Below are 21803 nucleotides of genomic sequence, written 5' to 3' on the forward strand. Positions count from 1 at the left end.
GTCGCGTCGCTTCGCGATGTCGCTGCGCTCCACCCTTGACCGCCCGTCCCGCCACGGACATACGAGGACAGCCGGGAAGCCCCCAAAGGAACGGGCCGGTTCCAGATTTCAGGGACGGGGCGTCGGAGATGCGCGGCGGCGGTCGAGGGGCGCGTCAAATCGCTACACGCTCCTGCGAGACGGCGCCTGCGAGCCCCTTGGGCTGGGCAAAAGCCGCCCACGATCGCTACACGCGCCTGCATCACGCGTCCGCGAGCCTCCGTGGCCGGGCATAAGCCGCCATCGATCGCTACGCGCTCCTGACAGACGGCGCCTGCCAGCCCCTTGGGCTGGACATAAGCCGCCATCGATCACCACACACGCCCCCATCACGCGTCCGCGAGTCTCCGTGGCCGGGCATAGGCCGCAGAAACCTTCCGCCACCCCTCATAGAGGGCGTCCACCCCTGTCGTAGGGGAGGAAAAGCGTCAGATGACGGCTGGAGCGATGCCAATCCATGTCTGGGCGAATCCGCCCCCCAAAGAGCCCTCAATATGCCCCAATTACCCCTGTCTGTACCAGCAGGTGGGATCTCACCGTGACCTTGGTGGGGGTTGGCATCGGCTGAGCCGATGCTTCGCCCTCCCGCCCCCCAATATCGCCCCTCTCAGCCCCGGACAAGGGCCGGACGCCGTCAGCGAGGAGCGCGTAGCGATCGATGGCGGCCTATGCCCAGCCCAAGGGACTCGCAGACGCCCTCTCGCAGGAGCGCGTAGCGATTGTTGGCGGCTTATGTCCAGCCCCAGGGGCTCGCAGACGCCGTCCGTCAGGAGCGCGTAGCGATTTGGGGCGCCCGGGGCTCCGCCCGGGCATCTCCGACGCCGGGTCTCGGAAAGGGAACACCCGGCCCGTTCCTTCGGGGGCTTCCCGGCAGTCTTTCGGATTTCCGTGGCGGGACGGGCGGTCAAGGGTGGCCGAAGGCCATCACGAAGTGACGCGACCGGAGGGAGCGCCCTTGACGGGCCGGCCCGACGCGGAGAGACGATGGGACTGACGGGAAACCCTCGAACCGTCCCTGATCCCGCCCCAGCGGCTCCCGACCCCCGAAGCCCCCATCAAGGCCCCCGCCCCCGCCCCGCGAATCCCGCCCCGCCTCCGTCCCCTACAGGTAGTCCTCCAGTCGCCCTATCCGGTAGCCCTGTTCCTGGATGCGCTGGAGCATGCGGGTCGTCATCTGGATTTCCGTCGCGCCTTTGAGTTCGGACGGGCCGCGGAAGTGGGCCAGGATGATGTCACCGGGCTGGAGGGCGGAGCCCTGGGCGTACTGGAAGTTGTTGATCTGCATCGACACCCGCCACAGGAGCACCGACGAGACACCGCACTCCGAGGCCGCCCGGAGGGTGTCGTCGTTGTAGTTGCCGAAGGGCGGGCGGAAGAGCGGCGGGCGCTGGCCGAAGCGCTTTTCCAGCTTGTCCTGCTGGCCGCAGATCTCCTTCTTCTGCGCCTCGAAGGAGAGGGTCCGCAGGTTCGGGTGGGTCAGCGTGTGGTTGTTCACCGTGCTCGCCGAGCCGTTGTCGCGGAGCTTCTCGAAGTGCCCGTAGTCCGACGAGGCCACGCTGTCCGTGAGGAACATGCTGATCGGCAGCTTGAGGTCGGCCGCCATCTTGAGGAACTCGGGGTCCTTCTCGGCGCCGTCGTCAAAAGTCAGGAAGACTATTTTCTCCTCGGCCGGCAGGGGTATTCGGTCTATCACCGGGACCTTGCCGGGGGCCGCCTTCGGGATCTGCGGCTTCTGGGCGGGCTTCGGCGCGTACTGGACGGGGGCCGTCAGGCCCCACTTCTTGTACGCCTCGTCGGAGGCACCCCCCTGCGCACCGGCGGAGTCCGGCGCAGGAGCCGTCGCAGACGCCGATGCGGACGGCGTCTGCGACGGCTCCTGCGTCGCCTTGCGGCCCAGCCGTTCGATGGGGTCCACGCTCTCCCCGCACCCCGTCAGGGAGAGCGCGAGCGCGCCGGCCGCCAGCGTTCCGGCTACCAACCGGCGCGCATACCTCACAAGTAGTCCTCCAGGCGAGCCACGGCATATCCCTTGTCCGTGACGGTCTTCATGACATGACGGATCATGTCAGGCATCGTGCCCTTCCAGTCCTCCTTACCCCGGAAGTGCGTGAGGATGATGTCACCGGGGTGCAGGTCGCGGTCCCACTCCCGGTAGTCCATGCGGTTCGTGAACGCCTCGGCGTTCCACAGCGGGACGGCCTTGATGCCGCAGGACTTCGCCGCCTTGAGGGTGTCGTCGTTGTAGTTGCCGTACGGCGGCCGGAAGAGGGTCGGCCGCTTGCCGAACGTCTTCTGGATGGTGTCCTGCTGGCCGCAGATCTCCTCGCGCTGCTGCTCGTACGACAGCCCGGGCATGTAGCGGTGGTTGAGGGTGTGGTTGTTCAGGGTGACGCCGGCTGCCTGCATCTGCTTGAAGTACGGGTAGTCGTCCTTCACCAGGTAGTCGCTGAGGAAGGCCGTGTACGGGATCTTCAGCTCCTGCATCATCTTCAGGAACTCGGGGTCCTTCTCCGAGCCGTCGTCGATGGTCAGGAAGACGACCTTGTCCTCCGTGGGGACGGTGGTGAAGACCGGGGGCAGTTCGTCCTCTTCGTGGTTCCACACCTCGAAGCCGTCGCGCGTGCTGATGTGCGGCTTCTCCTTCGGCGCCGCGGGGGCGGCGAGCGGCACCTTGCGCAGCCCCCACTTCTTCGCCGCGGCGATGCGCGCCTGCTGCAGCGCCTTGGCCTTCTCGGCGGCGCTGAGCGCACCCGCGGCGCCCGCCTCCGAGCCCTTGGCGGCCTTCGACTTCTCGACCTTGTCCGGGGCCCCCGACTGCCCCGAGCCGCACGCCGTGCCGAGGGCGGCTACCAGCAGGGCGGCCACGGCCACCCCGAACCGGCCGCGCGGACCCGCCGCGTACCGGTGACCCAGTTGCGTCTTATCTTCCCTTTGTCCGACTAGCTGCATAGCAGCGCATCCTGGCACCCGACACGCGGGCTTCCCGGACGACACCGCGCACCGGGGTGCGACGTTCCTCCGACCGGCCCACACACCCCGTCGCCGACAATGGACCCGTGACCCCCGAAGACTTCGCCGCCCTCCTCACCCCCGAGGGCCGCGCCCTCCTCGACTCGCTCCGCGACTACGACCCCGCCCGGGAGCTGGCCGTCGCCACCCGGCTGCGCCGCGAGCACCCCGCAGGGCTGGTTTCCGCGGCCCTCGGGCAGGCCCGGCTGCGGCAGCGCGCGGTGGCGAAGTTCGGGGCCGAGGACGCCTTCCGGATGTACTTCACCCCCGGCGGTGGCGAGATGGCCACCCGCGCGTCCGTGGCCTCGTACCGGGCCGAGCGGCTCGCTGCCCTCGGCGTACGCAGCCTCGCGGACCTGTGCTGCGGCATCGGCGGGGACGCCGTGGCCCTGGCCCGGCTCGGCATCCGGGTGCTCGCGGTGGACCACGACCCGCTGACGGCCGCCGTCGCGCGGGCCAACGCCGAGGCGCTGGGCCTGGCGGACCTGATCGAGGTCCGGGAGGCCGACGTGACGGAGGTGGACACCTCCGGCCACGACGCCGTCTTCATCGACCCGGCCCGGCGCGGGGGCCGCGGCCGGATCTTCGATCCGGAGTCCTACTCGCCGCCGCTGTCGTGGGCCGTGGAGGCGGCCCGCGCGGCGAAGTACGCCGCCATCAAGATCGCCCCCGGGATCCCGCACGAGGCGGTCCCGGCGGAGGCCGAGGCCGAGTGGATCTCCGACCAGGGGGACGTCAAGGAGGCCGTGCTGTGGTTCGGCACCGCCCCCGGGACCGTGCGCGCCACCCTGCTCCCCGGGCCGCGCGAGCTGCACACCGCCGATCCGCTGCCCGATCCGGAGGCCGGCCGGGTGGGCCGCTGGCTCTACGAGCCCGACGGCGCCGTGATCCGCGCCCACCTGGTCGCCGAGGTCGCCGAGCAGCTTCAGGGCCGGCTCATCGACCCGACCATCGCCTACATCACCGCGGACGAACTGCGCGCGACGCCGTACGCGACGGCGTACGAGATCACCGACGTGCTGCCCTTCGGCCTGAAGAAGCTGAAGGCCCTGCTGCGCGAGCGCGGGGTCGGGATCCTGACCGTGAAGAAGCGCGGTTCTGCGGTCGAGCCCGAGGAGCTGCGCAAGAAGGTCAAGCCGCAGGGCCCGAATGCGGCGACGGTCTTCCTGACCCGGGTGGCGGGAGCCCCCTCGATGCTGATCGGCGCCCCTGCAGCGGCCGTACCGCCCGGGGCGTAGGCGCCCCGGGCCGGGCTCAGCCCCCCTCGACCTCCACCGACTCGAAGCGCCAGCGGTGCACCGCGCGCGTGATCAGGTCGGCGGCCGGTTCGGGCAGTTCGGGGAGGTCCGCCGCGAGGCCTTCGGCCGCTTCCCACCAGGTGATCACGAGCACCCGGTCCTGCGGGGCCCGGAACACCTCGCGGCGTACCGGATCCCGGGCGAGGACCTGGGCGCGGGCCCACTCCAGCAGCTCGTTGCCCCGGCCGTCGGCGGCCCGGGCCTCCCACATCAGGACGACGGTGCTCACGAGTACAGGTTGTCCTTGCTCAGCTCGTGCACGTGGTCATGGTCGTGGCCGTGGCCGTGGCCGTGCGAGTGGCCGTGATCGTGGCCGTGGGACGTCCCCGGCACGTGCGGGTCCGTGACCGGCAGCGAGGAGTCCGCCGACAGGTCCCAGTCCGAGGCGGGCCGGTTCCGCTTGACCATCTCCGCGCCCAGCGCGGCCACCATCGCGCCGTTGTCCGTGCACAGCTTCGGCCGCGGCACGCGCAGGACGATCCCCGCGGCGTCGCAGCGCTCCTGGGCGAGCGAGCGGAGCCGGGAGTTGGCCGCCACACCGCCGCCGATCATCAGGTGGTCGACGCCCTCGTCCTTGCACGCCCGGATCGCCTTGCGCGTCAGGACGTCCACCACGGCCTCCTGGAAGGACGCGGCCACATCGCGCACCGGCACCTCCTCGCCCGCGTTCCGCTTCGCCTCGATCCAGCGGGCGACGGCCGTCTTCAGGCCGGAGAAGGAGAAGTCGTACGCGGGGTCGCGCGAGCCCGTCAGGCCGCGCGGGAAGTTGATCGCCTTCGGGTTGCCCTCCTTCGCGAGCCGGTCGATGACCGGGCCGCCGGGGAAGCCGAGCTGCAGCACGCGCGCGATCTTGTCGAAGGCCTCGCCCGCGGCGTCGTCGATGGTCGCGCCGAGCGGTCGTACGTCGGAGGTGATGTCCGGGGCCAGCAGCAGCGAGGAGTGCCCGCCGGACACCAGGAGCGCCATCGTCGGCTCGGGCAGCGGGCCGTGCTCCAGCTGGTCGACGCAGATGTGCGAGGCCAGGTGGTTGACGCCGTACAGGGGCTTGCCCAGGGCGTACGCGTAGGCCTTGGCGGCCGAGGTGCCCACCAGCAGTGCCCCGGCGAGGCCGGGACCGGCCGTGACGGCGATGCCGTCGAGGTCGCGGGCGCTGACGCCGGCCTCCTTCAGGGCGCGCTCGATGGTGGGGACCATCGCCTCCAGGTGGGCCCGCGAGGCCACCTCGGGCACGACGCCGCCGAAGCGGGCGTGCTCGTCGACGCTCGACGCGATCGCGTCCGCGAGGAGGGTGGTGCCGCGGACGACGCCGACGCCGGTCTCGTCGCAGGACGTCTCGATGCCGAGGACGAGCGGTTCGTCAGCCATTGCTCTCACTGCTCTCAGTTCGTGCTTGTGCGGGGTCGGTCAGTCGCATGACGAGCGCGTCGACGTTGCCCGGCTGGTAGTAGCCGCGCCGGAAGCCGATGGGCTCGAACCCGAAGCGCTCGTAGAGCTTCTGTGCGCGGGTGTTGTCCACGCGCACCTCCAGCAGCACCTCGGCGCATTCGAACGCGGTGGCGGCGCGCAGCAGGTCGGTCAGGAGCCGGGCGCCGAGCCCGGTCCCCCACTGGTCGCGGGCGGCCGCGATGGTCTGTACGTCGGCCAGGTCGCCGGCGGCGGCCAGCCCGGCGTAGCCGACGAGGCGGCCGTCGGGCGTCTCGGCGACGACGTAGCGGCGGGTGGCCTGCGGGCCGCGCGCGTGGGCCAGTTCGGACCAGAACATCCCGGCGGACCAGGCGTCCTCGGGGAAGAGGTCGTGCTCGAGTTCCAGCACCGGCGCGATGTCCCACCAGCGCATCTCGCGCAGAACCGTCTCGGCCGTGGTCACTGCGGGGTGACCACCTTGTAGTTCTTGGGCACCTGCGCGTCGGGGCGGCGCAGGTAGAGCGGGGTCGGGGGGAGGAACTCCGCGCCCGCAGCGAGTCGTTCCGCGGCGAGGGAGGCCAGCGCGGCGGCCGACTGGTGCTCGGGGCCGCGGGCGTCCGGGAACACCTCGGGGTACAGGAGCGCGCCCTGGCCCACCGCGGGCACTCCCGCGACCTGCTCGGCGATCTCCGCCGGGCGGTCCACGGCGGGCTCGCCGACGCGCGTGCGCGGGTCCTCGTAGCGTGCCCAGTAGACCTCCTTGCGCCGCGCGTCGGTGGCGACGGTGAAGGGGCCCTCCATCCCGGCGGTGCCCGCGGCGTAGGCGAGTCCGTCGAGGGTGCACACGCCGTGGACGGGCACGCCCAGCACGGCGGCGAAGGTGGAGGCGGTGACGAGGCCGACGCGCAGTCCGGTGTAGGGGCCGGGTCCGACGCCGACCACGATGCCGGTGACGGCGTCGAGCTTCAGCCCGGCCTCGGCGAGGATCCGGTCCACGGAGGGGATGAGCAGCTCCCCGTGGCGGCGGGCGTCGACCTGGCTGGACTCGGCGACGACGGACTCGCCGTCGTGCAGGGCGACGGTGACGGCGGGCGTGGCGGTATCTACTGCGAGCAAGAGCACGCGAACAGCCTACGACTCCGGCGGCCGCGCCCCTTGCGCCCGGTCGTTGAGCGGGGCGGCTGCTACCTTTCGACCGAGGGATCACGAGGGATCACGTCAGCGCGGAGAGGTGGAGCAAGGTGGCACGCAGCAGCTCGGGAATCGTGGCCGGGCTCACCGCCGCGGCGATCGCCGCCGTCGGCTTCCTCGGCTACCAGGCCTCCGCCACGGCGCCGGCACACCCCCCGCAGGCGGCCGCGCAGGAGCCGGCGCCCGCCGCGAGCCCGGCGGCCGCGGGCAAGCAGGATCCGGCGAAGCCGGTGCCCGTGCCGGAAGGTTCCGGCACGGGTGTGCGCGTCGTGTACTCGGTGGGTCAGAAGCGGGTGTGGCTGGTGGGGGACGCCGCGCAGCAGCCGCAGCCGAAGTCGTTCACGGTGATGCCGAGCACGGTGCACCCGAAGCCGGGCACCTACGTCGTCGGTTCGCGTTCGGGCTCGGTCACGGGCTCGGACGGTGTGCCGATCGAGCACGTCGTCCGGTTCGCCACCCAGGAGGGTGTGGCGGTCGGTTTCAGCGCGCGCGTGGACGGCACGACCCCGGAGCCCGACCCGAACAAGAAGACCGGCGGCATCCGCATGACGCGCGCCGACGGCGACGCGATGTGGGCCTTCGCGACGATCAATTCCAAGGTCGTCGTCACGCCCTGACGGGCCGGCCCCCGCTTCACCCGTACGGGCGACCCGCCAGGGCCCGTACGTTCGGTATGAGCCCCTCAGGCCCCTTCGGGCCCTTCAGGCCGCTTCGGATGCCGGAGCGGCCTGTTCGCGCACGCCGCCCTCGGGCCCGTCCTCGCGCGGCGGGCGTTCTTCGCGCGAGGGCGGCGTCGAGACGGCGGTGGCGGCCATTCCGGCGGCCAGCAGCACGTGCATGGAGACGGCGGACGGGCGGGGGTGGCGCTGTGCTCCTGCTGGTGCCGACATGGCTGCCTCCTGGACCCCGGGACACCGTACTTAGGCATACCTAAGAAACTCTCGGTACCATGTCATCACGAGCGCCGCCGCCCGCGCAATATCTTGCCGACGCGTTGTCGGTACGTTTACTCCGAGAGCGCTCCGGCCAGGGCGTCCAGCCCCGCTCCGGCGCCCCAGCGCGCCCCGACCCCGCGCACGGACACCTCGCGCACGTCGTCCAGGACCTCCTCGTGGCCGACGGCCCGCGCGATCACCACGTGCAGCCTGTCGTCGGAGAGGTCCTCGACCTTGCCGTCGCCCCACTCGACGACGACCACGGACTCGGGCAGCGAGACGTCGAGGTCCAGGTCCTCCATCTCGTCCAGTCCGCCGCCCAGGCGGTACGCGTCCACGTGCACCAGCGCCGGGCCGCCGGTCAGCGAGGGGTGCACCCGGGCGATCACGAAGGTCGGCGAGGTCACTGCCCCGCGCACGCCCAGGCCCTCGCCCAGGCCGCGGGTCAGCGTGGTCTTGCCGGCGCCCAGTTCACCGGTCAGCAGGACGAGGTCGCCGGGGCGCAGCAGGCCGGCGATGCGCCGGCCCAGCTCCTGCATCGCGTGGGGTGAGTCGACGGTGATCCGGGTCCGTGTGCCGTGCCCGGACTCAGCTGCCGGTGCCTGGCTGCGCTGTGCTTCCAGCGGTACTTCTTCCATGCACGCCAACGTTAGTCGCTACCGGGACCGGCACCGCCCCGGTGCGGGCCAGCAGCTCGGTGAGCAACCGCGTCACCGTCTCCGGGCGCTCCAGCATCATCAGGTGCCCGGTGGACTCCAGGACGACGAGCTCGGCGGCGGGCAGCACGTCCTTGATGGACACGCTGTGCCCCGGCGGGGTGATCATGTCCTTGTCCCCGGCGATGACGGTGACCGGGATGCCGGCGAACTGCTGGAGCGCGGCGGTCTTGTCGTGGGTCTGGAAGGCCGGGTAGAACTCCGCGACGACGTCGATCGGCGTGCCCTCGATGAGCCGCTCCGCGAAGCGCGCGACGCCCGGGTCCACGTCGCGGGAGCCGAACGAGTACATCTTGATCATGCCGGCGAAGAGGTCCGCGGTGGCCCGGCGGCCCTTCTCGACCAGTTCCACCTGCGATCCGAGGGCCTTCAGCACGCCCGGCAGGATCCTGCGCACGGCGCCCATGCCGGCGGCGGGGAGCCCGTACGTCACCTCGTCCAGGCGGCCGCTGGAGGTGCCGACCAGGGCCACGCCGACGACGCGGTCGCGTACGAGGTCGGGGTACTGCTCGGCGAATCCCATGATGGTCATTCCGCCCATCGAGTGACCCACCAGGATCAGCGGGCCCTCGGGAGCGGCGGCGTCGATGACGGCCTTCAGGTCCCGGCCGAGCTGCTCCATGGTCAGCGGCTCGCCGTCGGCCTGGGCCAGGCCGCGCCCGCTGCGCCCGTGGCTGCGCTGGTCCCAGTAGACGGAGCGGACCACGCCGCGCAGGGCCGCCCGCTGGAAGTGCCAGGAGTCCTGGGCGAGGCAGTAGCCGTGGCAGAAGACGACGGTGGCCGGGGGCTCGGCCTTGCGCCGCAGCCGGCGCCGCTTGCCGTCCTCGGGGAGTTCGTCGACCTCGTAGTAGAGCTCGGTGGCGTCCTCGGCCCGGCAGGTGCCCTCGGTGCCGCGCAGGGAGCCGTAGTCGCCCGCGGCGTCGAGGGCCAGGCGGGCCTTGCGGCGCATGCCGCGTCCGACGGTGATCCGCTCGACCGCGACACCGGCCGCCGCGCCCGCGGCTATCACGCCGATGGCGGCGCCGGCCCAGCCGGCCCTGCGCCAGTTCTCGCTCACGCCGCCGCCCTCACTCCGTTCAGCCGCCCAGGTACACCCGGGGCACGCGTCCACCGATACGGGTGACGATCTCATACGCGATCGTGTGCGCCGCTTGTGCCCAGTCCTCGGCGGAGGGTTCACCGCGTTCCGCGTCCCCGAAGATGACGACCTCGTCACCGGCGCGGGCCCGGTCTCCGTCCAAGTCGACCACGAACTGGTCCATGGCGACGCGTCCGGCGACGTGGCGGATCTTGCCGCCGACGAGCACCGGGCCGGCGCCCGACGCGTGGCGCGGGATGCCGTCGGCGTAGCCGGCCGGGACCAGCGCGAGGGTCGTCTCGCCGCCGGTGACGTAGTGGTGGCCGTAGCTGACGCCGTGCCCGGCGGGCACCGTCTTGACCAGGGCGAGGGAGGCCTTGAGGGTCATGGCGGGCCGCAGGCCGAGCTGGGCCGGGGTCCCGATCTCGGGTGCGGGCGAGACCCCGTAGACGGCGAGGCCGGGGCGCACCAGGTCGAAGTGCGACTCGGGGAGGGTGAGGGTGGCGGGCGAGTTGGCCATGTGCCGGACCTCGGGGTCGATGCCCTCCTTCTCCGCGTACGCGAGCATCTCGCGGAAGGCGTCGAGCTGGAGCTTGATCGAGGGGTGGCCGGGCTCGTCGGCGCAGGCGAAGTGCGACCAGACGCCGGTGACCTTGACGGTGCCCTCTGCCTCGGCGGCGACGGCCGCGCCGACCAGGGCCTCCCAGTCGGCGGGCTGGCAGCCGTTGCGGCCGAGGCCGGTGTCGGCCTTGAGCTGGACGCGTGCGGTGCGGCCGGCCGCGCGGGCGGCCTCGCGCACCTCGTCGAGGGCCCACATTCCGCTGACGGAGACGTCCAGGTCGGCCTCGACGGCCTCGCGCCAGGGCCCGCCGGGGGTCCAGAGCCAGCACATGATCCGGCCTTCGAGCCCGGCGGCGCGCAGCGCGAGGGCCTCGTCGGGGGTGGCGGTCCCGAGCCAGGTGGCGCCGGCCTGCCGGGCGGCCCTGGCGCACTCCACTGCCCCGTGCCCGTAGGCGTTCGCCTTGACGACCGCCATCAACTCGGACCGGGGCGCCCGCTCGCGCAGTGCGCGCACGTTGTCCCGTACGGCGTCAAGATCGATCTCGGCGTACACGCGCGTCGCTGTCTCGTTCATCGCCCACAGTCTCTCAGAATCCCTGCCGGGCCCTGGTGCGGGCGGCCGATGAGGCGGACAATTCCGCCGGCGCGGCGCGCGGGGGTGCGGGTCGCCGCTGGGGGCAGGGCCGCGCAGTCAGGGGTGGGTCGCGTCCTGCCAGGCGGTGGGGAGGGCCTCGGCCAGCTGGTGGGCCAGCAGGGGGCCGCCCGTGCGGCGGGCCGCCAAGCCGTGGAGGTACGCCGCCACCGAACCGGCGTCCGCCCCGGACAGTCCGGCCGCCAGGAGGGAGCCGGCCAGTCCGGACAGCACGTCCCCGCTGCCCGCGGTGGCCAGCCACGGCGAGCCCGTCGGGTTCACACGGACCGGCCGGCCGCCGGCGGAGGCGACCAGCGTCGTGGACCCCTTCAGCAGGACCGTCGCCCCGTACCGCTCCGCCAGCCGCCGTACGGCCGCCAGCCGGCCCGCCTCCACCGATTCCCGCGACACCCCGAGCAGCGCCGCGGCCTCCCCCGCGTGCGGGGTCAGCAGGGTCGGGGCCGTCCGCGCGCGCAGCACCGCCGGGTCCAGACCGCGCAGCCCGTCCGCGTCGACGAGTACCGCCGCGTCGCCCGCGAGGAGGTCGGCGACCTCACCGGCGCGCCCCTCCCCCAGCCCCGGGCCGATCACCCACGCCTGTACCCGCCCGGGGCCGATGAGCGTCTCGGGGTAGCGGGCCAGGACGGCGTCCGCCGCCGGGCCGACGTAGCGCACCGCGCCCGCGCCGCCGCGGAGGGCTCCCGCCACGGCCAGCACTGCCGCTCCCGGGTACTGGGCCGACCCGGCGACGATCCCGACGACGCCGCGCCGGTACTTGTCGCTCGACGCCGTCGGCTCCGGCAGCAGCCCCGCCACGTCGGCGTGCTGGAGGACCTCCAGCTCCGGCTCCGGCAGCTCCAGCCCGATGTCCACCAGGTGCGGCGCGCCCGCCCGGGAGGCGCCGGGGTCGATCAGCAGTCCCGGTTTGTACGCCCCGAACGTCACGGTCACGTCGGCGGTGACGGCGGGCCCCGCCACCTCCCCCGTGTCGGCGTCCACGCCGCTGGGCAGGTCCACGGCGACCACGGGGATCCCGGACGGGATCCGCTCCGCCAGCGCGGCGCCCGCGGGCCGCAGCCCGCCCCGGCCGCCGATCCCGAGCAGGCCGTCCACCACCAGGTCCGCCCGCTGCGGTACGGCCTGCTCCAGCCGCCCGCCGGCGGCCCGCAGTGCGGCCAGGCCGCCCGCGTGCATCCGTTCGGGGTCCATCGGCACGGCCGTCACCCCGGCGCCGCGCCGCGCCAGCCGCGCGCCGGCGTACAGGGCGTCGCCGCCGTTGTCGCCGGGGCCGACGAGCAGCACGACCCGGGCCCCGTAGACCCGGCCGCGCCGCCGCGTCAGCAGTCCCGCGCAGGCGGCGGCCAGCCCGGCCGCCGCCCGCTGCATCAGGGCGCCCTCCGGCAGCCGGGCCATCAGCTCCCGCTCGGCGGCCCGTACGGTGTCCACGCTGTAAGCAGTACGCATGGGGTCAACCCTCGGCGATCACCACGGCGGAAGCCACACCGGCGTCGTGGCTCAGCGAGATGTGCCAGGACTTCACGCCCAGCGCCAGCGCCCGCGCCTGGACCGTGCCCGACACGCGCAGCCGCGGCTGCCCGCTGTCCTCCACGTAGACCTCGGCGTCGGTCCACAGCAGCCCGGCCGGCGCGCCGAGCGCCTTGGCCAGCGCCTCCTTGGCGGCGAACCGCGCGGCGAGCGAGGCGGTCCCGCGCCGCTCGCCGCTCGGCAGCGTCAACTCGGCCTCGACGAACAGCCGCCCGGCGAGGCCCGGCGTGCGCGCAAGCGCCGCGCCGAACCGCTCGATCTCCGCCACATCGATCCCGACGCCGACAATCACTCGGCCCACCCCACTACCCGACTACTCCACCGTCACGGACTTTGCGAGGTTACGCGGCTGGTCCACCTCGTTGCCCCGGGCCGTCGCCAGCTCGCAGGCGAACACCTGCAACGGCACCGTCGCCACCAGCGGCTGGAGCAGCGTCGGCGTCGCCGGGATGCGGATCAGGTGGTCCGCGTACGGGACGACCGCCTCGTCGCCCTCCTCCGCGATCACGATGGTCCGCGCCCCGCGCGCCCGGATCTCCTGGATGTTCGACACGATCTTGTCGTGGAGCACCGACCGGCCGCGGGGGGAGGGGACGACCACGACCACCGGCAGGTCCTTCTCGATGAGCGCGATCGGCCCGTGCTTGAGCTCGCCCGCCGCGAAGCCCTCGGCGTGCATGTACGCCAGCTCCTTGAGCTTGAGCGCGCCCTCCAGCGCCACCGGGTAGCCCACGTGGCGTCCGAGGAAGAGCACGGTGTTCTTCTCGGCGAGGGAGCGCGCGAGTTCACGGACCGGCTCCATGGTCTCCAGGACCGTGTCCACGGCCGCGGCGATGTCCGACAGCTCGCGGATCACCGCCTGGATCTCGTCGCCCCACTTGGTGCCGCGGACCTGCCCGAGGTACAGCGCGACCAGGTAGCAGGCCACGAGCTGCGTCAGGAAGGCCTTGGTCGAGGCGACGGCGACCTCCGGACCGGCGTGCGTGTAGAGCACGGCATCCGACTCGCGGGGGATCGTCGAGCCGTTCGTGTTGCAGATGGCCAGCACCTTGGCGCCCTGCTCGCGTGCGTGGCGCAGCGCCATCAGGGTGTCCATGGTCTCGCCGGACTGCGAGATCGCGACCACCAGCGTCCGCTGGTCCAGGATCGGGTCGCGGTAGCGGAACTCGCTCGCCAGCTCCGTCTCGCACGGGATGCGGGTCCAGTGTTCGATGGCCAGCTTCGCGATCATGCCCGCGTGGTAGGCCGTACCGCACGCCACGATCACGACCTTGTCGACCTCCCTGAGCACCGAGACGGGGATGCGCACCTCGTCCAGGGTCAGCGAGCCGCTCGCGTCGATCCTGCCCAGGAGGGTGTCGGCGACAGCCTTCGGCTGCTCGGCGATCTCCTTGAGCATGAAGTAGTCGTATCCCCCCTTCTCGGCCGCCGAGGCGTCCCAGTCCACGTGGTACGCCCGCACGGTGGCGGGCGAACCGTCGAAGTTGGTCACCGTGACCCCTTCGCGGCGGAGTTCGACGACCTGGTCCTGCCCCAGCTCGATCGCGGACCGCGTGTGGGCGATGAACGCGGCCACGTCCGAGGCGAGGAAGTTCTCTCCCTCTCCAACGCCCACCACCAGGGGCGAGTTCCGGCGCGCGCCGACCACCACGTCCGGTTCGTCGGCGTGCACGGCCACCAGGGTGAAGGCGCCTTCGAGACGGCGGCACACCTGCCGCATCGCCTCGGCGAGGTCGCCGGTGGCCGAGAACTGCTCGGCCAGCAGGTGCGCCACGACCTCGGTGTCGGTCTCGGACTCCAGCCGGTGTCCGCGCTCGGCGAGCTCCTCCCGCAGCGCGGCGAAGTTCTCGATGATGCCGTTGTGCACGACGGCCACGCGCCCCGAATTGTCGAGGTGCGGGTGGGCGTTGACGTCGGTGGGCCCGCCGTGGGTCGCCCACCGGGTGTGCCCGAGTCCCGTGGAACCGGCCGGCAGCGGGTGCGCGACCAGTTCCTTCTCCAGATTGACGAGCTTGCCGGCCTTCTTGGCGGCGGCCATGCTGCCGTCGGCGAGCACGGCGACCCCTGCCGAGTCGTAGCCGCGGTACTCCAGTCGCTTGAGTCCGGCGATGACCACATCGAGCGCAGACTGCGCTCCCACGTAACCCACAATTCCGCACATACGGCGCAGCGTACGCCGTGGTCGGCCGTGTGCCCCGTAGCCGAACAAGACGAAAACCCCGCCTCGGCGCATACGCCGGGGCGGGGTTGACGGTCTGTTCGACGGCCGGACTCAGCCGAGCTTCTTGACCTGTGCGTCGATCACGGTCTTGGGCTGCTCCGCCGTCACGCCGAAGGCGTAGAAGGTGGCCAGCGCGTTGCCCTTGCGCACGATGACGAAGTGGTTGGCGGACTTCTCGCCGTCGTCCAGGTCCATGGTCAGGGTGAAGGCCGCGGCCTCGTCCCCGGCGGTGACAGCGGCACCCGGCTTGACGTCGAGGTACTTCACCTTCTCGCCGCCCTCGGTGACCGTGTAGCCGCCGGAGCAGGCCGCTGCAGCCGTCTTGAGGGCGGCGAACGCCTCCTCGGCGCCCTTCGCGTCGTACGAGCCGACGCTGACCAGCGTCTGGGTGGCGCCGAGCGCCTCCAGGCCCGCCTTCAGCTTGTCCTCGGGCGAGGCGTCGGCGGCCGCCTCCTTCGGCTTGGCCTTGGTCGTCGTACGGCCGATGCCGGTCGCGGTGCCCACCTTCTGGCCCGACTGGGCCTGCATCAGCGGCTTGCACTCGGCCTTGTCGACCGTGGCCCCGGCCGATTCGGTGGCGGCCTTCGCCGCGCCCTCGGCGGAGACGATCTGGTCCGGCAGATCGGCCTGGGTGACGACCAGGGCCGTGGCCTCGGCGTCCGTCTTGCCCTTGGCCGCGGGCGCGGCCTGCGAGGAGGCGGGGGCCGACGGCTTGGCGTCCGCCTTGGTGTCCGCCTTGTCGGAGCCGCAGGCGGTGGCCAGCAGGGCCAGCGAGACGGCGGAGGCGGACAGGACGGAACGACGGATCAGACTGCTGCGCACGGAAAATCTCCCCCATTGGGTGAAACGAAAGCGGTGGAACGGCCTCGGACGACGCCCCTCCCCAGGTGCGCGCCGGACCACGATGATCAGAAATGTACGCGGCCCCGCCGACAGCGACTCACCCGAACGCGCCGTTCCCGGCCGATCGTGACCTGGGCGAGACCGGTGACGCGCCGAATCGAGACCACCCCGGCCGTCCACCCCCCGGCCACGTGACCGACCCCACCACCCACGACGGCCCCCGAGCCCCGACAATGGCGGTGTGATCACTTCGCCGCCACGAAGCAACACGCCCGCGGGTGCAACGGAGCACACCGGCCGGGAGGGTCAGCCCCCGCGCGCCGCGCACCGCCGCGGCCCCGAGGCCTCGCCGTACGTCGACCTCACCCGGGCCGAGTGGAGCGCCCTGCGCGAGCGGACGCCGCTGCCGCTCACCGCCGACGAGGTGGAGCGCCTGCGCGGCCTGGGCGACGTCATCGACCTCGACGAGGTCCGCGACGTCTACCTGCCGCTCTCGCGCCTGCTGAACCTCTACGTCGGCGCCACCAGCAACCTGCGCGGAACCCTCAACACCTTCCTCGGCGACGCCGGCAACGGCCACGGCGCGCAATCCGGCACCCCCTTCGTCATAGGGGTGGCCGGTTCGGTCGCCGTCGGCAAGTCCACGGTGGCCCGTCTGCTGCAGGCCCTGCTCGCCCGCTGGCCCGAGCACCCGCGGGTGGAGCTGGTGACCACCGACGGCTTCCTGTACCCGATGAAGGAGCTCCAGCGGCGCGGGCTCACCTCCCGCAAGGGCTTCCCCGAGTCCTACGACCGCCGCGCGCTCACCCGCTTCGTCGCCGACATCAAGGCCGGCAAGGACGAGGTGCGGGCCCCGGTCTACTCGCACCTGATCTACGACATCGTGCCGGGCGAGGAGCTCGTCGTACGCCGCCCGGACATCCTCATCGTCGAGGGCCTCAACGTGCTCCAGCCGGCGCTGCCCGGCACCGACGGCCGGACCCGCGTCGCCCTCGCCGACTATTTCGACTTCAGCGTGTACGTGGACGCCCGCGCCGAGGACATCGAGCGGTGGTACCTCAACCGCTTCCGCAAGCTGCGCGAGACCGCCTTCCAGAACCCCTTCTCGTACTTCCGCAAGTACACGCAGGTCTCCGAGGAGGAGGCCATGGAGTACGCGCAGACGATGTGGCGGACGATCAACAGGCCCAACCTGCTGGAGAACGTGGCGCCCACCCGCGGGCGTGCCACCCTCGTCGTCCGCAAGGGCCCGGACCACAAGGTGCAGAAGCTGAGCCTGCGCAAGCTGTAGTGGTTAGGGTGCGGGCATGCTGCATCTGCGGATGATCACCCCGCACCACCTCACCGAGCAGGTGGTGGAGCTGATCGACCGGACGGTCGGCACCACCCACCTGGTCGTCCTCCCGGGCGCCGCCCGCGACCCGGCGGGCGACCTCGTGCTCTGCGACGTCGCCCGCGAGTCGGCCGACGAGCTGCTCCAGGACCTGCGCGGACTCGGCATCGACAAGAGCGGTTCCATCGCCGTCGAGAACATCGACCTGTCGATCTCCCGGCGCGCCGACGAGGCGGAGGAGGAGGCACCGGGCGAGGCCGCCGACGCGGTGGTCTGGGAGCAGCTCGCCGAATCGACGCACGAGGACTCCACCCTCACCATCACCTACGCCGCCTTCATGATCCTGGCGACGATGATCGCGGCGTGCGGTGTCGTGCTCGACAACGCCGTGCTGATCGTGGGCGCGATGGCGGTCGGCCCCGAGTTCGGCCCGCTCGCCGGCGTCTGCACCGGTCTGGTGCAGCGCAGGCCCGGACTCGCCTGGCGCTCGTTCGTCGCGCTGGCGGTCGGCTTCACGGCGGCGATCGTGGCGACGACGGTCTTCAGTCTGGCCATGGACGCGCTGGGCCTCTTCCACGAGCACCTGCTCGAGAACGAACGGCCGAACACCAGCTTCATCTGGCAGCCCGACCCGTTCTCGTTCGTCGTGGCGCTGCTCGCCGGCGTGGCCGGCATGCTGTCGCTCACGTCGGCGAAGGCCGGCGCCCTGGTCGGCGTGGCGATCTCCGTCACCACGGTCCCGGCGGCCGCCAACGCCGCCGTGGCCCTCAGCTACGGCGACCTCGGCCAGATGTGGGGCTCCGGCATCCAGCTGGCGCTCAACCTCGGCGGCATCATCCTCTCGGGCACGCTCACCCTGATCGCCTGGAAACTGCTGTGGCGCACCCAGCAGAACCGGATGATCCGGAAACCGGGTGCGCCACACAGGCCTGGCGGCGGAATCTAGCTCCGCGCAGGAGCTAGCCGAGCGCCGACTTCACGGCGTCCGCGAGCCGGCCGGCGACCGCGCGGGCCTGCTCGATGTCGGCGGCCTCGACCATCACCCGCACGAGCGGCTCCGTACCGGACGAGCGCAGCAGCACCCGGCCGGTGGTGCCCAGCTCGCGCTCGGCGTCGGTCACCGCAACCGCCAGCTCGGCCGAGGTCGTCACCCGGGACTTGTCCACGTCGGGGACGTTGACCAGGACCTGCGGCAGCCGCTGCATGACGCCCGCCAGCTCGGCCAGCGACTTGCCGGTGGCCGCGACCCGCGCCGCGAGCAGCAGGCCGGTCAGCGTGCCGTCGCCGGTGGTCGCGTGGTCGAGGATGATCACGTGGCCGGACTGCTCGCCGCCGAGCGCGTAGCCGTGCTCCTTCATCGACTCCAGCACGTACCGGTCGCCGACCCCGGTCTGGACGACGTGGATGCCCTCGCCCTCCATGGCCAGCTTGAAGCCCAGGTTGGACATGACGGTGCCGACCACGGTGTTCTCGCGCAGCTGGCCGGCCTCGCGCATGGCCAGCGCCAGCACCGCGAGGATCTGGTCGCCGTCGACCTCGGCGCCGCTGCCGTCCACGGCCAGGCAGCGGTCCGCGTCGCCGTCGTGCGCGATGCCGAAGTCGGCGCCGTGCTCGACCACGGCCGCCTTCAGCAGGCCGAGGTGGGTGGAGCCGCAGCCGTCGTTGATGTTCAGGCCGTCCGGCTCGGCGCCGATCGTGACGATCTCCGCGCCGGCCCGGGCGAACGCCTCCGGCGAGACGTAGGCGGCCGCGCCGTGCGCCTCGTCCAGGACGATCTTCAGGCCGTCGAGACGGTTGGGGAGGACGCCGATGAGGTGGGAGACGTACTTCTCGAAGCCCTCGGTGTAGTCCGAGACGCGGCCGACACCGGAGCCGGTGGGCCGGTCCCAGGGGGCGCCGGTGCGGTGCTCCTCGTAGGTCGACTCGATGCGGTCCTCCAGCTCGTCGGCGAGCTTGTGGCCGCCGCGGGCGAAGAACTTGATGCCGTTGTCGGGCATGGCGTTGTGGCTGGCGGAGAGCATCACGCCGAGGTCGGCACCCAGCGCACCGGTGAGATACGCCACCGCCGGGGTGGGCAGCACACCGACGCGCAGGACGTCCACGCCCGCGCTCGCGAGGCCGGCCACGACCGCGGCCTCGAGGAATTCACCGGAGGCCCGGGGGTCCCGGCCGACCACGGCGGTCGCCCGGTGGCCTTCGAAGGTGCCCGCCTCGGCGAGTACGTGGGCAGCCGCCACGGAGAGGCCGAGCGCGAGCTCCGCCGTCAGATCCGCGTTGGCGACGCCGCGTACACCGTCCGTCCCGAAGAGTCGTCCCACTGTTGTCCTCCCGAGTTTGCGCTTCGCGTATGACCGCTTGTGTCAGGTATTTGCCGCTTGTGGCGGTAAACGAACCGCCCCGACAGCACAGAGAGTGCTGCCGGGGCGGTTTCGTTGCAGAACAGCAGGCGCAGATTAACGCTTGCTGTACTGCGGAGCCTTACGGGCCTTCTTGAGACCGGCCTTCTTGCGCTCGACCGCACGGTCGTCGCGGGAGAGGAAGCCGGCCTTCTTCAGCGCCGGGCGGTTGTTGTCCACGTCCGCCTCGTTCAGCGCGCGGGCCACACCGAGGCGCAGGGCGCCGGCCTGGCCGGAGACGCCGCCACCCGAGATGCGGGCGATGACGTCGTAGCGGCCGTCGAGCTCCAGGAGCTTGAAGGGCTCGTTGACTTCCTGCTGGTGCACCTTGTTGGGGAAGTAGTCCTCAAGGGTGCGACCGTTGATCTTCCACTTGCCGGTGCCCGGAACGATCCGGACGCGGGCGATGGCGTTCTTGCGACGGCCCAGGCCGGCGGCCGGCTGGGGGTCGCCGAAGCGACCGGCAAGGGACTCGGAGGTGTAGTCGCCCTCGACGACGACCTCAGACTCGGTGGTGTACTCCTCGACGCCCTCGAACTCGTCGACGGGGGTCTCGGCGGTGGTCTCGGCCACGATGCTCCTCAGAATTCTCTGTGTCTTAGGGGGTGGCCGGAACTACTGCGCGACCTGGGTGATCTCGAACGGCACCGGCTGCTGGGCAGCGTGGGGGTGCTGGTCGCCCGAGTAGACCTTCAGCTTCGAGAGCATCTGACGGCCCAGGGTGTTCTTGGGGAGCATGCCCTTGACGGCCTTCTCGACGGCCTTCTCCGGGTTGTTCGCCAGGAGGTCGTCGTAACGCACGGCGCGCAGACCGCCCGGGAAACCGGAGTGGCGGTACGCCATCTTCTGGGAGGCCTTGTTGCCGGACAGGTGAACCTTGTCGGCGTTGATGATGACGACGAAGTCGCCCATGTCCATGTGGGGGGCATAGGTCGGCTTGTGCTTGCCCTTGAGGAGGGCAGCGGCCTGGGTCGCCAGACGGCCGAGGACGACGTCCTGGGCGTCGATGACGAGCCACTGGCGCGAGATGTCGCCGGGCTTGGGGCTGTACGTACGCACGCGTATGCCTTCGCTTCTTCAGTGGTGGGTCATCCCATAGGGCGCAAAGCCCAGCGGGAAGGGTCCTGACAGGGTCACCACGGACGATCACGACAGCCCACGTTCACTTCGGGGACGCAACCCGTGTGAACGGCCAACTGCTGGTCATCGGTCCGGTGGACCGGCGTAAGGCCCTTTCACGTGAGAATGAGAAAGCCAATACGCATAACAAACCAGCAGGATACCCAAGCAGACCCGTACGGGTCAAAACGCGGTCCGCGATGCCGATTCTGCTGGCGTCGCGGCGCACTCCGGTTCGGTCCTGGGTGGGGACCCCGCAGTTGTTACGGGCTCCAGAATAACCCGACCGGAGCGCAGTGCACGACGCGCCAGCACAATCGCGAGCCCGCACAGGGTGGCGCAGTCCTTGAAGGCGCGTCGCTTGTGGGCCAGCTCGGAGGGCCACGGGACCAGGGCCAGCTGCGGTGTCAGGGCCAGCCAGAACCAGGGAGAACGGGCCGTCGAGCCAGGTCGCACCACCGAGGCGAGCAGCAGCGGCAGCACCACGAGGAGGTAGTGGTCGAAGGACGGCCGCGACACCAGGAATGCGGCGAGCATCACCATGCAGGCGGTCTCCACGAGACGCAGCTCACCGCCGTCGCCGTCCCGATCCGTACGCCGCCACCGCGCCCAGGCCGCCCACAGCCCGGCCGCGGCCCCCGCGAAGGCCACCAGCACCGCCAGCGGCTGCGGCACCCCCAGCCGCGGCAGCACCGCTATCGGCGAGGCGTCCCAGGGCAGCGCGTACGCGTCCTGCCCCTGGAGCAGGAACGGCAGGGTCTTGGTGAAGAACAGCGACGGGCTCGGCATCATCAGCGCCCCGGCCAGCGAGATCCCCAGCGGCACCAGCACCGCCGCGGCCAGCCCCCGCCACTGCCGGGCCAGCAGGAAGAGCAGCCCGATCGGCACCAGCATCGGCTTGCAGGCGATGGCCAGCCCGACCACCAGCCCGGCCGTCCCCCACGACCGCCGGTGCGCGAGCAGCAGCGCCACGGGCAGCGCGGCCGCCGAGATGGCCGTCCAGTTGCCGATCAGCACCAGGTTCACGTACGGCTTGTAGGCCAGGGCGAACACGGCGAGACCGCCGACCGCGAAGCGCGAGCGCAGCGGCACCGAGAACAGCCGCAGGGCGGCCATCCAGCCGATGCCCAGCAGCCCCGACATCCCGACCGGCAGGATCCAGCGCAGCACCCCGCGCGGGACCAGCGCCTCCGGTACCGCCATGACCACGGCACTGGGCAGGTAGAGGAAGCGCTTGTCCTCGTACGGCGACCCGCCCTCCAGCAGCGTCTGCGCCGCCTTGACGACGAAGGCGTTGTCCGAGCCCCAGTTCGCCCGCAGGCTCGTGGAGACGCAGATCCCGAGGAGCACCGCGAGGGAGAGCACGCGCCAGGACCGGGGGGCCGGCCGCAGCAGCCGGTCGACGAGCCGGTTCCCGGACCTCAGCGCCTCCCACCTCATGAGCCAGATGCCAGGCCTCAGGCCCACGACGCCCCTCCCTCACC

The 21803-nt window shown here is 71.9% G+C and carries 22 protein-coding genes; 4 read left to right on the forward strand and 18 right to left on the reverse strand.

The annotated features are described in order from the left end of the window. Window positions 1-1141: 1141 nt before the first annotated feature. Both IG86_RS0126905 and IG86_RS0126910 read right to left on the reverse strand, forming a co-directional pair. A complete protein-coding gene (locus IG86_RS0126905; RefSeq protein ID WP_030900311.1) occupies window positions 1142-2017 on the reverse strand; it encodes a polysaccharide deacetylase family protein in 876 nt (291 codons plus the stop codon). 14 nt (window positions 2018-2031) lie between these two features. Then, window positions 2032-2988, reverse strand: coding sequence for a polysaccharide deacetylase family protein (locus tag IG86_RS0126910; protein ID WP_037943146.1), 957 nt, complete (start codon window positions 2986-2988; stop codon window positions 2032-2034). A gap of 107 nt (window positions 2989-3095) precedes the next feature. On the opposite strand from IG86_RS0126910, the gene IG86_RS0126915 reads away from it, so the two are divergent. Further along, entirely contained in the window at window positions 3096-4286 is a 1191-nt protein-coding gene (locus IG86_RS0126915) for a class I SAM-dependent methyltransferase (protein WP_037943148.1), read from the forward strand. Window positions 4287-4302: 16 nt separating this feature from the next. On the opposite strand, the gene IG86_RS0126920 is transcribed toward IG86_RS0126915, so the two are convergent. From IG86_RS0126920 to tsaB, 4 genes are read right to left on the reverse strand one after another with little or no spacing between them, the layout of a single operon-like run. Next, window positions 4303-4575 (reverse strand): hypothetical protein, encoded by a 273-nt coding sequence (locus IG86_RS0126920; RefSeq protein WP_199826061.1) that lies wholly within the window; start codon window positions 4573-4575, stop codon window positions 4303-4305. Then, complete coding sequence (gene tsaD / locus IG86_RS0126925) at window positions 4572-5711, reverse strand: tRNA (adenosine(37)-N6)-threonylcarbamoyltransferase complex transferase subunit TsaD (RefSeq protein ID WP_030900319.1); 1140 nt, start codon at window positions 5709-5711, stop codon at window positions 4572-4574. Before tsaD ends, IG86_RS0126920 begins: the two co-directional genes overlap by 4 nt. Then, complete coding sequence (rimI, locus tag IG86_RS0126930; RefSeq protein ID WP_030825893.1) at window positions 5704-6183, reverse strand: ribosomal protein S18-alanine N-acetyltransferase; 480 nt, start codon at window positions 6181-6183, stop codon at window positions 5704-5706. Before rimI ends, tsaD begins: the two co-directional genes overlap by 8 nt. Before the next feature lie 26 nt (window positions 6184-6209). After that, the gene (gene tsaB / locus IG86_RS0126935) at window positions 6210-6872 is read right to left on the reverse strand and encodes a tRNA (adenosine(37)-N6)-threonylcarbamoyltransferase complex dimerization subunit type 1 TsaB (protein ID WP_030900321.1); all 663 of its coding nucleotides are present in this window, start codon (window positions 6870-6872) and stop codon (window positions 6210-6212) included. Window positions 6873-6991: 119 nt separating this feature from the next. Here tsaB and IG86_RS0126940 point away from each other — a divergent pair, with 119 nt between their 5' ends. Next, entirely contained in the window at window positions 6992-7558 is a 567-nt protein-coding gene (locus tag IG86_RS0126940; protein WP_078848488.1) for a hypothetical protein, read from the forward strand. An 84-nt stretch (window positions 7559-7642) separates the two neighbouring features. Here IG86_RS0126940 and IG86_RS42455 read toward each other — a convergent pair whose 3' ends face one another. From IG86_RS42455 to IG86_RS0126980, 8 genes are all read right to left on the reverse strand, one after another. Continuing rightward, window positions 7643-7831 carry a hypothetical protein gene (locus IG86_RS42455; protein WP_107051907.1) on the reverse strand — a complete coding sequence of 63 codons (189 nt, stop codon included), beginning with the start codon at window positions 7829-7831 and terminating at the stop codon, window positions 7643-7645. A 116-nt stretch (window positions 7832-7947) separates the two neighbouring features. Beyond that, window positions 7948-8514 (reverse strand): tRNA (adenosine(37)-N6)-threonylcarbamoyltransferase complex ATPase subunit type 1 TsaE, encoded by a 567-nt coding sequence (tsaE, locus tag IG86_RS0126950; protein WP_324610393.1) that lies wholly within the window; start codon window positions 8512-8514, stop codon window positions 7948-7950. Next, entirely contained in the window at window positions 8465-9724 is a 1260-nt protein-coding gene (locus tag IG86_RS0126955; RefSeq protein WP_078906051.1) for an alpha/beta fold hydrolase, read from the reverse strand. Before IG86_RS0126955 ends, tsaE begins: the two co-directional genes overlap by 50 nt. After that, complete coding sequence (alr, locus tag IG86_RS0126960; RefSeq protein WP_030900327.1) at window positions 9669-10805, reverse strand: alanine racemase; 1137 nt, start codon at window positions 10803-10805, stop codon at window positions 9669-9671. Before alr ends, IG86_RS0126955 begins: the two co-directional genes overlap by 56 nt. A 117-nt stretch (window positions 10806-10922) precedes the next feature. After that, window positions 10923-12326: a bifunctional ADP-dependent NAD(P)H-hydrate dehydratase/NAD(P)H-hydrate epimerase gene (locus IG86_RS0126965; RefSeq protein WP_030900329.1), complete on the reverse strand. Its 1404-nt coding sequence runs from the start codon at window positions 12324-12326 to the stop codon at window positions 10923-10925. Window positions 12327-12330: 4 nt separating this feature from the next. Further along, window positions 12331-12699: a holo-ACP synthase gene (locus IG86_RS0126970; protein ID WP_030653694.1), complete on the reverse strand. Its 369-nt coding sequence runs from the start codon at window positions 12697-12699 to the stop codon at window positions 12331-12333. 21 nt (window positions 12700-12720) lie between these two features. Further along, window positions 12721-14568: a glutamine--fructose-6-phosphate transaminase (isomerizing) gene (gene glmS, locus IG86_RS0126975; RefSeq protein ID WP_030825910.1), complete on the reverse strand. Its 1848-nt coding sequence runs from the start codon at window positions 14566-14568 to the stop codon at window positions 12721-12723. 111 nt (window positions 14569-14679) lie between these two features. After that, window positions 14680-15450 carry a hypothetical protein gene (locus tag IG86_RS0126980; RefSeq protein WP_030825913.1) on the reverse strand — a complete coding sequence of 257 codons (771 nt, stop codon included), beginning with the start codon at window positions 15448-15450 and terminating at the stop codon, window positions 14680-14682. A 262-nt stretch (window positions 15451-15712) separates the two neighbouring features. Between IG86_RS0126980 and coaA the strand changes: the two genes are divergently transcribed. Continuing rightward, window positions 15713-16762: a type I pantothenate kinase gene (gene coaA, locus IG86_RS0126985; RefSeq protein ID WP_030825916.1), complete on the forward strand. Its 1050-nt coding sequence runs from the start codon at window positions 15713-15715 to the stop codon at window positions 16760-16762. A gap of 16 nt (window positions 16763-16778) precedes the next feature. Further along, the gene (locus IG86_RS0126990) at window positions 16779-17750 is read left to right on the forward strand and encodes a DUF389 domain-containing protein (RefSeq protein WP_030825919.1); all 972 of its coding nucleotides are present in this window, start codon (window positions 16779-16781) and stop codon (window positions 17748-17750) included. Window positions 17751-17763: 13 nt separating this feature from the next. Here IG86_RS0126990 and glmM read toward each other — a convergent pair whose 3' ends face one another. The 4 genes from glmM to IG86_RS0127010 form a co-directional block, all read right to left on the reverse strand. Beyond that, a complete protein-coding gene (glmM, locus tag IG86_RS0126995; protein WP_030825920.1) occupies window positions 17764-19122 on the reverse strand; it encodes a phosphoglucosamine mutase in 1359 nt (452 codons plus the stop codon). Window positions 19123-19257: 135 nt separating this feature from the next. Next, on the reverse strand, window positions 19258-19773 hold the full coding sequence (gene rpsI, locus IG86_RS0127000) for a 30S ribosomal protein S9 (protein WP_030773858.1): 516 nt from the start codon (window positions 19771-19773) through the stop codon (window positions 19258-19260). A 42-nt stretch (window positions 19774-19815) separates the two neighbouring features. Continuing rightward, the gene (gene rplM / locus IG86_RS0127005; protein WP_030031260.1) at window positions 19816-20259 is read right to left on the reverse strand and encodes a 50S ribosomal protein L13; all 444 of its coding nucleotides are present in this window, start codon (window positions 20257-20259) and stop codon (window positions 19816-19818) included. 243 nt (window positions 20260-20502) lie between these two features. Then, window positions 20503-21786, reverse strand: coding sequence for a glycosyltransferase family 87 protein (locus IG86_RS0127010; RefSeq protein WP_030900332.1), 1284 nt, complete (start codon window positions 21784-21786; stop codon window positions 20503-20505). Window positions 21787-21803 lie beyond the last annotated feature (17 nt).

The sequence above is a fragment of the Streptomyces virginiae genome (genome assembly GCF_000720455.1).
In the GTDB taxonomy this organism is placed as follows: Bacteria; Actinomycetota; Actinomycetes; order Streptomycetales; family Streptomycetaceae; genus Streptomyces; species Streptomyces virginiae.